The following is a 14,117-nucleotide window of genomic DNA, read 5'->3' on the forward strand; positions in this document are numbered from 1 at the left end:
TTGTTATCTCGGAGGGATATTTGTTGTTCTGATGATTGCTATCGCGAGCAGGCTCGCTCCCACAGGAGATTTGCGGCGAACACAAAATTTGTGAACAACCGAGATCCACTGTGGGAGCGAGCCTGCTCGCGATGACGGCGGTGAAGTCACCGCCGCCCTCAGCACCGATCAGACTTTCTTGTAAAGCTGACTACCTTCCTTCTTGAACCGCTCAGCCTGTTCCGCCAAGCCCTGGGCGACCTCGACATCCACCGCTTCAATGCGCTGGTTGGCCGCGTATTCGCGCACTTCCTGGGTGATTTTCATCGAGCAGAACTTCGGCCCGCACATCGAGCAGAAATGCGCGACCTTGGCCGAATCCTTGGGCAGGGTTTCATCGTGGTACGAGCGGGCGGTGTCCGGATCCAGGCCGAGGTTGAACTGGTCTTCCCAGCGGAACTCGAAACGCGCCTTGCTCAAGGCGTTGTCGCGGATTTGCGCGCCTGGGTGCCCTTTGGCCAGATCGGCCGCATGCGCGGCGATCTTGTAGGTGATGATCCCAGTCTTCACGTCATCCTTGTTCGGCAGTCCCAAGTGTTCTTTCGGGGTGACGTAGCAGAGCATGGCGCAACCGAACCAGCCAATCATCGCCGCACCGATACCGGAGGTGATGTGGTCATAGCCCGGCGCAATATCGGTGGTCAGCGGGCCGAGGGTGTAGAACGGCGCCTCGTCGCAGCACTCCAGCTGCTTGTCCATGTTCTCTTTGATCAACTGCATCGGCACGTGGCCCGGGCCTTCGATCATGCACTGCACGTCATGCTTCCAGGCGATCTTGGTCAGCTCGCCGAGGGTTTCCAGCTCACCGAACTGCGCTTCGTCGTTGGCGTCGGCAATCGAACCCGGACGCAGGCCATCGCCCAGCGAGAAGCTGACGTCGTAGGCCTTCATGATTTCGCAGATGTCTTCGAAGTGGGTGTAGAGGAAGTTCTCTTTGTGGTGCGCCAGGCACCACTTGGCCATGATCGAACCACCACGGCTGACGATGCCGGTGACGCGCTTGGCGGTCATCGGCACATAACGCAGCAGCACGCCGGCGTGGATGGTGAAGTAGTCGACGCCCTGCTCGGCCTGTTCGATCAACGTGTCGCGGAACAGCTCCCAGGTCAGGTCTTCGGCCACGCCGCCGACTTTTTCCAGGGCCTGATAGATCGGCACGGTGCCGATCGGAACTGGCGAGTTGCGGATGATCCACTCGCGGGTTTCGTGGATGTGCTTGCCAGTGGACAGGTCCATGACCGTGTCCGAACCCCAGCGAATCCCCCAGGTCAGCTTCGCCACTTCTTCTTCGATGGACGAGCCCAGTGCGCTGTTGCCGATGTTGCCGTTGATCTTCACCAGGAAATTACGGCCGATGATCATCGGTTCCAGTTCGGTGTGGTTGATGTTGGCCGGGATGATCGCGCGCCCCCGGGCGATTTCGTCACGCACGAATTCCGGGGTGATGACTTTCGGCACACTGGCACCGAAGCTGTGGCCGGCGTGTTGCTGGTCCAGCAGGCCGGCGGCGCGGGCCACTTCCAGCTTCATGTTTTCGCGGATGGCGACGTATTCCATCTCAGCGGTGATGATGCCTTTGCGCGCGTAGTGCATCTGGCTGACGTTGGCGCCGGGTTTGGCGCGACGCGGGTTGTTCACATGGGCGAAGCGCAGTTTGGTCAGCTCGGGATCGGCCAGGCGTTCCTGGCCGAAGTTGGAGCTCAGGCCGGCCAGGCGCTCGGTGTCGCCACGGGCTTCGATCCACGGTGAGCGCACATCGGCCAGGCCTTTGCGTACGTCGATGATCACATTCGGGTCGGTGTAGGGACCCGAAGTGTCGTACACCACCACGGGCGCATTGATTTCGCCGCCAAAGTCGGTGGGGGTCACGTCGAGGCTGATTTCGCGCATGGGCACGCGAATATCCGGGCGGCTGCCCTGGACATAGATTTTTTGCGAGCGGGTAAAGGGCTGAACCGATTGCTCATCGACCTTGGCCGAATCACTGAGGTTGGTCGCGTTTTTTGATTTTGTCGTCATCACGGGCTCTCCAGACACACATCCAGGCAGTGGATTTTTGTCGGAGCGAACCTGTAACGAATGGACGCGTCCCTGCACGAGAGTGCGGACGCTGTGCTTGCTGCTCGAGGATGCTCGAAGATCGAAAGTCGATTGTCGAACAACATCCCGGACGAAGCACAAGAGGACTCGCCGGGTGACGAGAAATCTTGTTCCCTACGCAGGCGCTAACCTGATCAGGTTCAACGGGATCCGAAATTATTCGATCTCAGCCTCATAGCAAGGCACCCCGACAAGAACCCGGCCAGTCTAGACATAACCACCGCAGAACGCCATCGCGACGGCAAAAGGCGTGATGAATGGCGCATATACAGGATTGTTGCCGTGCGTGCGCGCAACTACACTCGCTACGCCGCGCCTCTTGTGCGCAATCATTTGAGAAGTAGGGAACGCCTCATGCTGCGCAAACTCTCACTGGCCCTTGCCGTGTCTTGTGCGTCCAATGGAATGGCCTGGGCTGCCGAAGCGCCCTTGACCACCAAAACCGATCTGGTGAGCGTGTATCAGGAAGCGGTGGACAACAACGCCGACCTGGCCGCCGCCCGCGCCCAGTATGGCGCCCAGAAAGAAGTGGTGCCCCAGGCGCGCGCCGGGTTGTTACCCAACCTGTCGGCCGGTGCCGACCTGAACAACACCCGTACCGAGCTCGACGAGCCCGCCATGACCGCCTCCCGTAGCGGTACGGTCTACCAGGCCACGCTGTCCCAGCCGATTTTCCGTGCCGATCGCTGGTTTCAGTTCCAGGCGGCGAAGTCGGTCAACGAACAAGCGTCGCTGCAACTCTCGGCCACTGAACAGAACATGATCCTGCAAAGCGCCGAGAGCTATTTCAACGTGCTGCGCAGCCAGGACAACCTGGCCTCGACCAAGGCCGAGGAAGCGGCGTTCAAGCGTCAGCTCGACCAGTCCAACGAGCGCTTCGACGTGGGTCTGTCGGACAAGACCGACGTGCTGCAATCCCAGGCCAGCTACGACACCGCGCGAGCCAACCGGATCCTGGCCCAGCGGCAGGTCGACGACGCCTTCGAAGCCCTGATCACCCTGACCAACCGCCAGTACAACTCGCTCCAGGGCATCGTCCACACGCTGCCGATCCTGCCGCCGGCACCGAACGACGCCAAGGCCTGGGTCGATACGGCCGCCAAGCAGAACCTCAATCTACTGGCCAGCAACTACGCCGTCACGGCCGCCGAAGACACCCTGCGTCAGCGCAAGTCCGGGCATGCCCCGACCCTCGATGCGATCGCCCAATACAAAAAAGGCGACAACGATGGCCTCGGTTTTACCAACCCCAGCCCCACCGGTCAGCGTTATGGTGGCGATGCCGAGCAACGCACCATCGGCCTGCAATTGAGCATCCCGATCTACAGCGGCGGGCTGACCAGCTCTCAGGTGCGCGAATCCTACTCGCAACTGACTCAGACCGAACAACAGCGCGAAGCCCTGCGCCGGCAGGTGGTGGAGAACACCCGCAACCTGCACCGGGCGGTGAATACCGATGTGGAACAGGTCCAGGCCCGCCGCCAGTCCATCATCTCCAACCAGAGCGCAGTGGAAGCCACGGAGATCGGTTACCAGGTGGGCACGCGCAACATCGTCGATGTACTCGATGCCCAGCGTCAGCTGTACACCTCGGTGCGCAACTACAACAACGCCCGCTACGACTACATCCTCGACAACCTGCGGCTCAAGCAGGCAGCGGGTACGTTGAGCCCGTCGGATCTGCAGGACCTGTCGCGCTATCTCAAACCCGACTACAACCCGGACAAGGACTTTCTACCGCCGGATCTGGCACAGGCTGCGGCGGAGCAACTGCGCTCGCGGCCGACGCAGTAACCCCTCGGAGGGAAGCCCTGCCAGCGACCTCCTGTGGGAGCAAGGCTTGCCCGCGATGAATACAACTCGATCGCCCTGGAACTGGGGCGCTTGCATCGCGAGCAAGCGTTGCTCCCACAGATACTCAGTCGATCAACCGCCCCAACCCCTCCAGTAACCGCTGCAACGCGCCCTGATTGGTGCGCATCACCGCAAGCCCCGCCTCGGCCATGCGCTGGGCATCGCGAGGCAGTTCGAACAGGCGTTGTACCGCCAGGGCCAGGCTTTCGGCGTCTTCGACTTCCGTCAGCGCCCCGGCCTCGCGCAGTTGCGCGGCAATTTCGAGGAAGTTGAACAGGTGCGGCCCGCTGAGCACCGGTTTGGCCAGTGCCGCCGGTTCCAGCAGGTTATGGCCGCCGTTGGGTACCAGGCTGCCGCCGACAAACGCGCTGTCGGCCAGCGCGTAGAGAAACAACAGCTCGCCCATGGTATCGCCCAACAGCACCGTGGTCTGGGCAGTGACGGGCTGTGCGCTGGAACGCCGCACCGTGGCGAAACCTTCGTTCTCACACAATTGATGCACTGAATCGAAACGCTCGGGATGGCGCGGCACCAGGATCAGCAACGCATCGGGATAACTGGCGAGCAACCGACGGTGGGCGGCCAGCACCACCTCATCTTCGCCTTCATGGGTGCTGGCGGCGATCCATACCGGGCGCTCCGTCGCTTGCCACTCATGGCGCAAGGCGCTGGCGCTTTCCAGCAGTTGCGGATCGATGGTCAGGTCGAACTTGATCGAACCGGTGACCTCGACGGTTTGCGCCCGGGCACCCAACTGGCGCAAGCGCTCGGCCTCGGCTTCGGTCTGGACAGCGAACAGGCTCATCTCGGCGAGCATTGGCCGGGTGAGTTTGGGCAAACGTGCATAACCGCGCGCAGAACGCTCCGACAGTCGCGCGTTGGCCAGGGCAACAGGGATGCCGCGCCTGGCGCATTGATGAATGTGGTTGGGCCACAACTCGGTTTCCATGATCACCGCGAGCACCGGCCGAACCCGATCGAGGAAACGGTTGGCCGCGCAGGGCAAGTCGTAGGGCAAATAGCAATGCTGGATGCGTGGCTCGTTGGCGAACAACGCCTGGATGCGCTCGGAACCGGTGGGCGTCATGCAGGTGACCGTGATCGGCAGCTGTGGATAACGTTGCAGCAAGGCGCGGATCATCGGCGCGGCGGCAATGCTCTCGCCCACCGATACGGCGTGGACCCAGATGCCTCCCGGCACCATCACCGGCAACCCCCAGGAAAAACGCTCGCCGATGCGCCGGGCGTAGGCCGGCGCCTTGCGTGCCCGCAACCAGAGCCGAATCGCTACCAGTGGCAGCCCCAGATAAAACAATGCGCTATAGAGAGTTCTGTTCATGGCGGCGGAGTTTATCGGGTTTTCAGCCGATCGCCTGCAACTGCACGGCAAAACGTTCCGCCAGCCAGCGCGCGGCCGGGCCCAAAGGCTCGTCGCGGCGCCAGACCAGTTCCACCACCAGGGCCGGCGGGGTCCACTCACTGTTGAGCTCGACCATATCCCCCAGGTACGCCGGGTACTGCACCACATGCCGTGGCAGCCACGCCCAGCCCAGGCCGCTTCTCAGCCATTCGGCCAAGACGTAGAAACTGTCGGCGCGCCAGACCTGCGGGCTGGCCTGTTCACTCCCGGGGTAGACACTGGACTGGGTCGCCATGAGCAATTGCCGATGCCGGGCCATTTCCAGGCAGGTCACGTAATCATGGCTCGCCAGTGGATGCCCCCTGCCACAGACCGTGACCATCTCGACGCTGCCCAGCACCCGGCGCTCCAGCGCTTCGGGGATCTGGTCGTGATAAAACAACAACCCCAGGTCAGCGCGGCGCTCCACCAGTTTGCGCGCCACATCGCCCTGCGCGGCGCTGGCCAGTTGTACCTCGAGGGTCGGGAACCGCTCGGCCAGGGCCGCCAGGCTGTCGATGACCGGCTGATAGGGCATCGCCTCATCCTGAGCCAGGCGCAACATCGCCTCCTGACCGCGCATCAGGGCCAGGGCCCGGCCATTGAGACGCTCACACTGGCGCAGCACTTCCCGCGCCTCTTCCAACAAGGCCTCGCCGGCTTCGGTGAGCTTCGGCTGGCGGCCACTGCTGCGCTCGAACAGCGTCACGCCCAGGTCGGTTTCCAACAACGCAATCGCGCTGCTAATGGCCGATTGAGCCTTGCGCTGGTCCCGCGCCACGGCGGAAAACGAACGTTTCTCGGCGACACCGACAAACAGCCGCAGCTGCTCCAGATTCCACAGAACACTCATGCCCCGACCTATCTCGTATACAGATAGGTAATGACTTTACCCCATCTGACCGTGCCCTAAAATGTCCACACAGAAAGACGCACCCTTCAAGAGGATTTTCGCCTATGAACGCTTACTACTACCTGGCCATCGCCATCTGCGCCGAAGTGATCGCCACCGTGTCGATGAAAGCGATCAAAGGCTTGAGCACACCCCTGCCTCTGCTGCTGGTGATCGCCGGCTACGGCATCGCATTCTGGATGCTGACCCTGGTGGTGCGCACCGTTCCGGTGGGCGTGGCATATGCGGTCTGGGCTGGGATGGGGATCGTCATGGTCAGCGTGGCGGCGCTGTTCATCTACGGGCAGAAGCTGGACGTGCCGGCGATGCTGGGGATGGCGTTGATTGTACTGGGGGTGGTGGTGATCCAGCTGTTTTCCAAGACTGCCGGGCACTGAAAACATGGATTAGTGGGGCTGATAGCACATGTGCGGCAAGGAGAAATCTGTGGGAGCAAGGCTTGCCCGCGATAAAATGACGCGGTCTCTCTGGAACCGAGGCGCCGGTATCGCGAGCAAGCGTTGCTCCCACAGGTTGAGCGGCGAAAACTCCATCCATCGAGTCTGTATACTGCGCCCTCGTCTTGAACACTGAGGTCGCTGCATGCCATCCGTTATTTCCACCGACGTTCTGATTGTCGGCGCCGGAGTCGCCGGCCTCTGGCTGAATGCGCGCCTGCGCCGCCAGGGCTTTTCGACTGTGTTGGTGGAAAGCGCCAGCCTCGGCGGCGGGCAGAGCATCAAATCCCAGGGCATCATCCATGGTGGCGCCAAGTACGCCTTGCACGGTGCCCTCACCGGCGCCTCGGAAGCCATCGCCGACATGCCGCGCCGCTGGCGCGAAGCCCTGGCCGGCGAGGGCGAACTGGATCTGTCCGGCGTGCGCCTGCTGTCCGAAGCTCACTACCTCTGGTCTCCCGGCACCCTGGCCGGCAACCTCACCAGCTTCTTCGCCAGCAAGGCCGTGCGTGGGCGGGTCGATCAGGTCAAGGGCGAGCAACTGCCGCCGGCCCTGCAAGACAAGCGCTTCAAGGGCAAGGTCTATCGCCTGGCCGAGTTGGTGGTGGACGTCCCCAGCCTGCTTGCGCGGCTGGCAGATCTGGCCGGCGATGGTTTGCTGGCCGGCAAAGATATCGAGCCGTTGCGCGACGGCGACGAACTGATCGGCCTCAAGGTTGATGGCCGCGAGATCCGCGCCCAGCGTATCGTCCTCAGCGCCGGGGCCGGCACCGCCGATCTGCTCAGTGCCCTGGGCCTGGAGCAACCGGCCATGCAGCGTCGGCCATTGCACATGGTGCTGGTCAAGGGACCGAGCCTCAAGCCGCTGTACGCTCACTGCCTGGGGGGCGGGCCGAAGCCGCGCATCACCGTGACCACCCACCCGGCCGCCGATGGCCAATGGGTCTGGTACTTGGGCGGCGACATTGCCGAAGCCGACGGCGTGGCCCGCGAGCCCGCCGCGCAGATTGCTACCGCCCAGAAAGAACTTGGCCAATTGCTGCCCTGGGTCGACCTCAGCGCCGCACAATGGGCCACGCTGCGGGTCGACCGCGCCGAACCGCTGCAATCGGGCCTGACCCGCCCGGACAACGCCTTTCTCGCCGAACAGGATCGCCTGCTGGTGGGCTGGCCGACCAAACTGGCCCTGGCCCCGGACTTTGCCGATCGAGTGATCGCCACGCTGCAACGCGATGGCATCACCCCCAGCCATCCGGCGCCATTGCCGGACCTGCAGAAACCGCCCATGGGCATCCCGGCCTGGGAGCAACTGCTGCCATGAGCCAACCGACCCTGCACGACTTGCATCGCCCGCTGGGCAATAACGGCCCGCGGGTTTCACCCCTGGGCCTGGGGACCGTCAAGCTCGGCCGCGACCAGGGGGTCAAATACCCCAACGGTTTCCAGATTCCCGATGACGACGAAGCGCGCATGCTGCTCAAACTGGCGCGTGACCTGGGCATCAACCTGATCGACACCGCGCCGGCCTATGGCCGCAGCGAAGAACGCCTGGGCCCGTTGTTGCGCGGCCAGCGTCAGGATTGGGTGATTGTCAGCAAGGTCGGTGAAGAGTTCAGTGACGGCCAGTCGCACCACGATTTCAGTGCCGCCCACACCCGACTCTCGGTGGAACGCAGCCTCAAGCGCCTGGAAACGGACTACATCGACATGGTGCTGGTGCACTCCGACGGCAACGACCTGGCGATCCTCAACGACAGCGAGGTCTACCCAACCCTGGCGGCGCTCAAGCGCGAGGGCAAGATCGGCGGCTTCGGCTTTTCCGGCAAAACCGTCGAGGGCGGTTTGAAAGCCCTGGAGCAAGGCGATTGCGCGATGGTCACCTACAATCTGAACGAACGAAACGAGAAGACTGTCATTGACTACGCAGCCTTGCATGGCAAGGCCATTCTGGTGAAGAAAGCCTTGGCCAGCGGTCACGTCTGCCTGAACCCGGGTGTGGACCCGGTCCGGGCCAGCTTCGAACTGTTGTTTGAACATCCCGGTGTCGCCAGTGCTATTGTCGGCACCATCAATCCGCTGCACCTCGCCCATAACGTCGCGACCGTAGCCAAGGTCCTACGTAAAAACTGACGCCGCCCTGCGCGGCCTTAAGGAAGGAGCCGACATGCCGCGCACGCTCATCAGAAAAAACCCCAGCAACTTCAAGACCCTGCCCCTGTTCGTCGAAGCGACACCCGAAGGCCTGACTTACCAGAGCGTCGGGATGCCATTGAATTTTTCCCAGACCTTGCAGCGGCGCCGTCCGGTGACGGTGGACGACCCCGAGCGTTTTTCCCTGGAACTGGCAAACCTTGGTGTCTCGGTGCGCCTGACCCTGCACTGGCAGAACCGCGACTATTGGGTGCTGGTGCGCCAGCGTCGACAGGACCGCGGCGACGTGGTGCTCAAGTTGATTTCCGGTTATGTCCCGGCCCATGAGCTTAACCTGCCGCTGCTCACCGCCATCAGTGAAATTGCCGAAGAATGCCTTCTGGAAACCCCCGAGGGCTGGCTTGGTGGACGCTTCAATGACACCTGGTTGCCCGCGCCCTACGCCACCGCCCTGCATTATCGTGAAGCCTTGCCGTTTCGCCTGACGCCGCTGTCCGGTTCGGCCCGCCCAGTGCGCAGCGCCAACCTGCAACTGATCGAGCGACCACGCGCCTACGTACACCTGCCGACGGCCTCGCTGCAACTGATTTACGATTTGCGCCTGGATGTGCCCAAGGAAGCCAAGTCCCTGAGCCTGTTTCATGTGGATGAGCGCCTGGAGGGAGACCAACTGGTGGCGCGCCTGGACCGCAAGCGACCTGATCTTTACCTGATGCCGCTACAGGACGGCCAACCCTTGCCCGAGCTGTACACCTTGAAGAAGGATCAACTGTACCCGGCCAGCACCCGCGGGCTGTACCTGGCGGAGAGTTTTGCCAGGCAGGACGGCTGGCTGGTACGAGACGAGCGGATTCGCTGGAAGGATTGGCTGCACCAGCAAGGGCTGACGCCACCGGGCAAGGAGTCGGGGCTGACCCGGCTGAGGGGCAAGGCCCGGCAATTGCTCAAGAAGATCGTGCCGCGCAAGGTGGCTCGTTAACGTCATCGAGTTGGTGATGGGCCCTGTGGGAGCGAGCCTGCTCGCGATGGCGTTGGACCCGTCAGCCTCGATTTGGCTGACACATCGCTATCGCGAGCAGGCTCGCTCCCACAGGTTGGCGCATTGCCTGACACATTGTCACCAGCAAAGGCTCAGTGATTGCGGATCTTTTCCACAATCGCCGTCGTCGAGCTGTTTTCCACCAGCCCCAACACCTTCACAGTGCCGCCGTAGGCCGCGACAATGTCCGCTCCCACGACCTGATCGATCCCGTAGTCACCGCCCTTGACCAGCACATCCGGCTTGACCTCGCGCAGCAGGTTTTCCGGCGTGCCTTCGCTGAAGCTGATCACCCAATCCACCGCGCCAAGACCAGCCAGGACCGCCATGCGCCGGTCGACGCTGTTGATCGGCCGCCCCGGCCCTTTGAGACGACTCACGGATGCATCGTCGTTGACCGCGACGATCAGGCGATCGCCCTGGGCCCTGGCTTGCTCGAGATAGGTCACGTGGCCAGCATGCAGGATGTCGAAGCAGCCGTTGGTGAAAACGATTGTCTCGTTGTGGGCACGGGCGTCGTCGACGGCCAGCAGCAATTGCTCCAGGCCCAGCACGCCCCGCTCGGAGCCTTCTTCGCGCTGGATCGCGCGGCGTAGCTCCGGGGCGCTGATGGCGGCAGTACCGAGCTTGCCGACGACAATGCCCGCCGCCAGGTTCGCCAGGGCCACCGCATGGGGCAGTTCCTCGCCGGCGGCGATGGCCGCGGCCAGGGTGGAAATCACGGTATCGCCGGCACCAGTCACGTCGAACACTTCACGGGCACGCGCCGGCAGGTGCAACGCCGGATGATCGGGACGCAGCAGGGTCATGCCATGTTCGCCACGGGTCACCAGCAAAGCGCCGAGGTCGAGGTCTTGCATCAGCTGAGCGCCTTTGCTCACCAGTTCGTGCTCATCGGCGCAACCGCCGACGATGGTTTCGAATTCGCTGAGATTCGGCGTGATCACGCTCGCGCCGCGGTAGATCGAGAAATCCTTGCCCTTGGGGTCAGCCAGTACCGGAATGCCACGGGCACGAGCGGCCTGGATCAGCGCCTGATGGTTTTTCAACGCACCTTTGCCGTAGTCCGACAACACCAGCACCTTGACGCCTTCGAGCAGGTTATCGACCTCCGCCCCGAGGGCCAGGGGATCGGTGGCGAACGGTTCTTCGAAATCGATCCGCAACAGTTGCTGGTGACGGCTCATGACCCGCAGCTTGACGATGGTCGGCTGGTGCGCAACCCGCTGGAATATCGCCCGCACGCCGGCGCCATTGAGGCTATTGGTCAGGCTGTCGGCGGCTTCGTCGTCACCGGTCACCCCCACCAGAGAGGCCGGTGCACCAAGGGCGGCGATGTTCAAGGCAACGTTGGCGGCACCACCGGGACGGTCCTCGATGTGTTCGACCTTGACCACCGGAACCGGCGCCTCAGGGGAAATCCGTGAGGTACCGCCATGCCAATAGCGGTCGAGCATGACATCGCCGACCACCAATACAGGGGCTTGATCGAATCGCGGCATGGACAACTTCATGGAGCATCCCACATACAAAATGAACAGGGCCGCGATATTAGCACAGGGTTGGCGAAGGCTCGTCCATGGCCCTCCTGACCTGCGCTTTTTTCATTCCTTTTGCAGCAGTGCCGAAAGTCGGCCAACGGCTTGGGCCAGTTCCACCTCGCTGGTATCGATCTCACAGTCGGGCGACAGCGGCGCCTCGTAGGGGCTGTCGAGCCCGGTGAAATTCTTGATCCGCCCGGCGCGCGCTTCCCGATACAACCCCTTGGGATCACGCTGGGCGCAAACTTCAAAAGGCGTGCTTACATAAACCTCCAGAAAGACGCCCTGAGGGAACAATTTTCGCGCCGTCTCCCGATCAGCGCGAAACGGGGAGATTGCTGCCACTATCACGATCAGGCCGGCATCGACCATCAAGCGCGCCACTTCGCCAATCCGCCGGATATTTTCCTTGCGCGCCTCGGCGTCCATCCCCAGGTCACGGCACAACCCCCGGCGCAGGTTGTCGCCGTCGAGCAGGCAGGTGTGCAAGCCTTGCTGGTTGAGCTGCACCTCCAAAGCATTGCCCAGCGCAGACTTGCCCGCACCTGATAGCCCAGTCAGCCAGATACAACGCGGCCTCTGGGACTTGATCGCGGCCCGGTCCTTTGGCGCAACAGCCAGTGCGCAAGGGCCAATCTCTGACTTTGGCATCAACACCTTTGGCGCGTCACTCATAGCCGAGCATCTCGTAGTCACGTGGGTACACTCGCCGTACCAACCGGCGGGTACGCGCAAGCAGATTTCCCGAACCGGCAACCCCACGCGGTGCTGGGTACGGTTTAGTACAAATGCCTGCAGGAGCACAGCCCCCCACAGGCTTGACCCGTACTCAGGCGATGTCCTGAGTGGGAGCGTCCAATCCCATGGCGTGGAGACGAGCATAGTAGCCATTCTGCGCCAATAGCTCGCTGTGAACACCACGCTCGACAATCCGGCCCTGATCCATCACCAGGATCAGATCGGCCTTTTCGATGGTCGACAAACGATGCGCAATGACCAGCGTAGTGCGGCCTTTCATGACCTGATCCAGCGCGGCCTGGATATGCCGTTCGGACTCGGTATCCAGGGCCGACGTGGCTTCATCGAGAATCAGCAACGGTGCGTTCTTCAATAGGGCCCTGGCAATGGCCAGACGCTGACGCTGCCCGCCGGACAACAGCACGCCGTTTTCACCCACCTCGGTGTCCAGCCCCTTGGGCAGCTGCGCAATAAAGTCCATGGCGTAGGCGTCTTCAGCCGCCTTCTCAATATCGGCCCGTGGCGCGCCGGCCAAATCCCCGTAGGCGATATTGTTGGCCACCGTATCGTTGAACAGTGTGACGTGCTGGGTGACCTGGGCGACATGTCGACGCAGGTTGCGCAGGCGATAGTCTTCTATTTCCACCTCGTCGAGAAAAATCTGCCCGACGTCATGGTGATAGAAGCGCGGGATGAGGCTCGCCAGGGTCGACTTACCGCTACCTGAACGCCCCACCAGTGCAATCATCTGCCCAGGTGCCGCCGTGAAACTGATGTCCTTGAGCACCTCCCGATCAGCGCCAGGGTAGGTGAAACTCAGATTGCGAACCTCGAGACGGCCGCTGACGCGCTCCTTCTCGACCGTTCCCCTGTCGACTTCCGGCTCGACGTCCAGTTGTTCAAAAATGCTTTCAGCACCGGCCACGCCTTTCTGGATGGTGGAGCTGACTTCCGAAAGCTGGCGAATCGGCTTGGGCAACAAGCCCGCCGCGGTAATGTAGGCCACCAGATCGCCGGCCGTCGCATCGCCACGCAGAAAAAGCACCAGGAACATCAGAGCCGCCATGGCGGTGTAAATCACCAGTTGCAGCATGGGTGTATAGACAGCGCCGGTGCGAGTCATGCGCAGTTGTTTATCGGTATTACCCTGGCTGGCATTGGCAAAGCGCTGCTTTTCGTAGCCCTCGCCACCAAAACTGCGCACTACGCGGTACCCCTGGATGGTTTCGGACGCGACATGAGTAACGTCGCCCATGGCCACCTGGATTTTTTTACTTTGCTTGCGGAATTTTTTACTGGCGCTGCTCACCATTAATGCAATCAAAGGCAGGATCGCCAACATCACCAGCGTCAGCTTCCAGTTCATCCAGACGAGGTAAGCGAAGAGGAAGACCACTGTGAGACCTTCACGAATCACCACCTTGATAGCATCGGTGGCGGCGCCGGTAACCATGGTGACGTTAAACGTGATTCGGGAAATCAGATGCCCGGAGTTGTGCGTATCGAAGTAGCGGTTGGGCAGCACCAACAGCTTGTTGAACAGTTCGACCCGCAGGTCGTGCACCAGTCCCAGGGATACCCTGGCCAGGTAATAGTTTCCCAGGAACGACCCCAGGCCCTGCCAGGCAGCGATCAGAATGATCAGCAGCGGCACCGCCATCAGCAGTTTCAAGTCCTTGAGATACGGAACGGTGGGAAAGAGCACCGCATTGGGATTGCTCAGACCATCGACAAAATATTTGAGAATCCCCGCCAACATGGGTTGGGTGGACGCAAATATCACGAAGCCCAGGATACTCAGCAGGAAAATGCCAGCGTAGGGTTTGACGTATCCCAGCAAACGAAAATAGATCTTCAGGCTGGAATCCTGTTCCGTTTTGGGCGGTGCGTCACTCATTGTCGAGCT

The 14,117-nt window shown here is 61.9% G+C and carries 11 protein-coding genes, 1 pseudogene and 1 riboswitch; of the genes and pseudogenes, 5 read left to right on the top strand and 7 right to left on the bottom strand.

The window, feature by feature from the left end; genetic code table 11:
* Positions 1-168 precede the first annotated feature (168 nt).
* A complete protein-coding gene (gene thiC, locus BW979_RS00785; RefSeq protein ID WP_076382918.1) occupies positions 169-2,058 on the bottom strand; it encodes a phosphomethylpyrimidine synthase ThiC in 1,890 nt (629 codons plus the stop codon).
* Positions 2,059-2,233: 175 nt separating this feature from the next.
* Positions 2,234-2,339, bottom strand: a riboswitch (TPP riboswitch).
* Between the two features lie 154 nt (positions 2,340-2,493).
* On the opposite strand from thiC, the gene BW979_RS00790 reads away from it, so the two are divergent.
* A complete protein-coding gene (locus BW979_RS00790) occupies positions 2,494-3,933 on the top strand; it encodes a TolC family outer membrane protein (protein ID WP_047225888.1) in 1,440 nt (479 codons plus the stop codon).
* Positions 3,934-4,057: 124 nt separating this feature from the next.
* Here the strand turns inward: BW979_RS00790 and waaA are convergent, their stop codons facing one another.
* The gene (gene waaA / locus BW979_RS00795) at positions 4,058-5,332 is read right to left on the bottom strand and encodes a lipid IV(A) 3-deoxy-D-manno-octulosonic acid transferase (protein WP_047225889.1); all 1,275 of its coding nucleotides are present in this window, start codon (positions 5,330-5,332) and stop codon (positions 4,058-4,060) included.
* Positions 5,333-5,354: 22 nt separating this feature from the next.
* On the bottom strand, positions 5,355-6,245 hold the full coding sequence (locus tag BW979_RS00800; RefSeq protein WP_047225890.1) for a LysR family transcriptional regulator: 891 nt from the start codon (positions 6,243-6,245) through the stop codon (positions 5,355-5,357).
* Between the two features lie 104 nt (positions 6,246-6,349).
* Between BW979_RS00800 and BW979_RS00805 the strand changes: the two genes are divergently transcribed.
* From BW979_RS00805 to BW979_RS00820, 4 genes are all read left to right on the top strand, one after another.
* Positions 6,350-6,682 (top strand): DMT family transporter, encoded by a 333-nt coding sequence (locus BW979_RS00805; RefSeq protein ID WP_047225891.1) that lies wholly within the window; start codon positions 6,350-6,352, stop codon positions 6,680-6,682.
* Between the two features lie 205 nt (positions 6,683-6,887).
* Positions 6,888-8,063 (top strand): NAD(P)/FAD-dependent oxidoreductase, encoded by a 1,176-nt coding sequence (locus BW979_RS00810; protein ID WP_076382920.1) that lies wholly within the window; start codon positions 6,888-6,890, stop codon positions 8,061-8,063.
* Positions 8,060-8,872 carry an aldo/keto reductase gene (locus BW979_RS00815; protein ID WP_047225893.1) on the top strand — a complete coding sequence of 271 codons (813 nt, stop codon included), beginning with the start codon at positions 8,060-8,062 and terminating at the stop codon, positions 8,870-8,872. Before BW979_RS00810 ends, BW979_RS00815 begins: the two co-directional genes overlap by 4 nt.
* 34 nt (positions 8,873-8,906) lie before the next feature.
* Entirely contained in the window at positions 8,907-9,872 is a 966-nt protein-coding gene (locus BW979_RS00820) for a hypothetical protein (protein ID WP_047225894.1), read from the top strand.
* Positions 9,873-10,024: 152 nt separating this feature from the next.
* Here the strand turns inward: BW979_RS00820 and hldE are convergent, their stop codons facing one another.
* The 4 genes and pseudogenes from hldE to msbA all read right to left on the bottom strand — a co-directional run bounded on the left by hldE (position 10,025) and on the right by msbA (position 14,108).
* The gene (gene hldE, locus BW979_RS00825) at positions 10,025-11,446 is read right to left on the bottom strand and encodes a bifunctional D-glycero-beta-D-manno-heptose-7-phosphate kinase/D-glycero-beta-D-manno-heptose 1-phosphate adenylyltransferase HldE (RefSeq protein ID WP_047225895.1); all 1,422 of its coding nucleotides are present in this window, start codon (positions 11,444-11,446) and stop codon (positions 10,025-10,027) included.
* A gap of 90 nt (positions 11,447-11,536) precedes the next feature.
* Entirely contained in the window at positions 11,537-12,148 is a 612-nt protein-coding gene (cysC, locus tag BW979_RS00830) for an adenylyl-sulfate kinase (RefSeq protein ID WP_076382922.1), read from the bottom strand.
* Positions 12,141-12,256, bottom strand: a pseudogene (locus BW979_RS27705) (sulfotransferase family 2 domain-containing protein); the annotation flags it as partial. The pseudogene BW979_RS27705 and the gene cysC, both read right to left, overlap by 8 nt.
* Positions 12,257-12,302: 46 nt before the next feature.
* Complete coding sequence (msbA, locus tag BW979_RS00835; RefSeq protein WP_047225897.1) at positions 12,303-14,108, bottom strand: lipid A export permease/ATP-binding protein MsbA; 1,806 nt, start codon at positions 14,106-14,108, stop codon at positions 12,303-12,305.
* Positions 14,109-14,117: the final 9 nt, after the last annotated feature.

This window comes from Pseudomonas sp. A214, assembly GCF_900156295.1.
Lineage (GTDB): Bacteria > Pseudomonadota > Gammaproteobacteria > Pseudomonadales > Pseudomonadaceae > Aquipseudomonas > Aquipseudomonas rhizophila.

Excerpts from the sequence above, each read along its gene's own strand:
- BW979_RS00805 (WP_047225891.1), top strand. The coding sequence starts at position 6,350 with ATGAACGCTTACTACTACCTGGCCATCGCCATCTGCGCCGAAGTGATC.
- BW979_RS00790 (WP_047225888.1), top strand. The coding sequence starts at position 2,494 with ATGCTGCGCAAACTCTCACTGGCCCTTGCCGTGTCTTGTGCGTCCAAT.
- BW979_RS00810 (WP_076382920.1), top strand. The coding sequence starts at position 6,888 with ATGCCATCCGTTATTTCCACCGACGTTCTGATTGTCGGCGCCGGAGTC.
- BW979_RS00820 (WP_047225894.1), top strand. The coding sequence starts at position 8,907 with ATGCCGCGCACGCTCATCAGAAAAAACCCCAGCAACTTCAAGACCCTG.
- thiC (WP_076382918.1), bottom strand. The coding sequence starts at position 2,058 with ATGACGACAAAATCAAAAAACGCGACCAACCTCAGTGATTCGGCCAAG.
- waaA (WP_047225889.1), bottom strand. The coding sequence starts at position 5,332 with ATGAACAGAACTCTCTATAGCGCATTGTTTTATCTGGGGCTGCCACTG.
- cysC (WP_076382922.1), bottom strand. The coding sequence starts at position 12,148 with ATGAGTGACGCGCCAAAGGTGTTGATGCCAAAGTCAGAGATTGGCCCT.
- BW979_RS00800 (WP_047225890.1), bottom strand. The coding sequence starts at position 6,245 with ATGAGTGTTCTGTGGAATCTGGAGCAGCTGCGGCTGTTTGTCGGTGTC.
- msbA (WP_047225897.1), bottom strand. The coding sequence starts at position 14,108 with ATGAGTGACGCACCGCCCAAAACGGAACAGGATTCCAGCCTGAAGATC.
- BW979_RS00815 (WP_047225893.1), top strand. The coding sequence starts at position 8,060 with ATGAGCCAACCGACCCTGCACGACTTGCATCGCCCGCTGGGCAATAAC.
- hldE (WP_047225895.1), bottom strand. The coding sequence starts at position 11,446 with ATGAAGTTGTCCATGCCGCGATTCGATCAAGCCCCTGTATTGGTGGTC.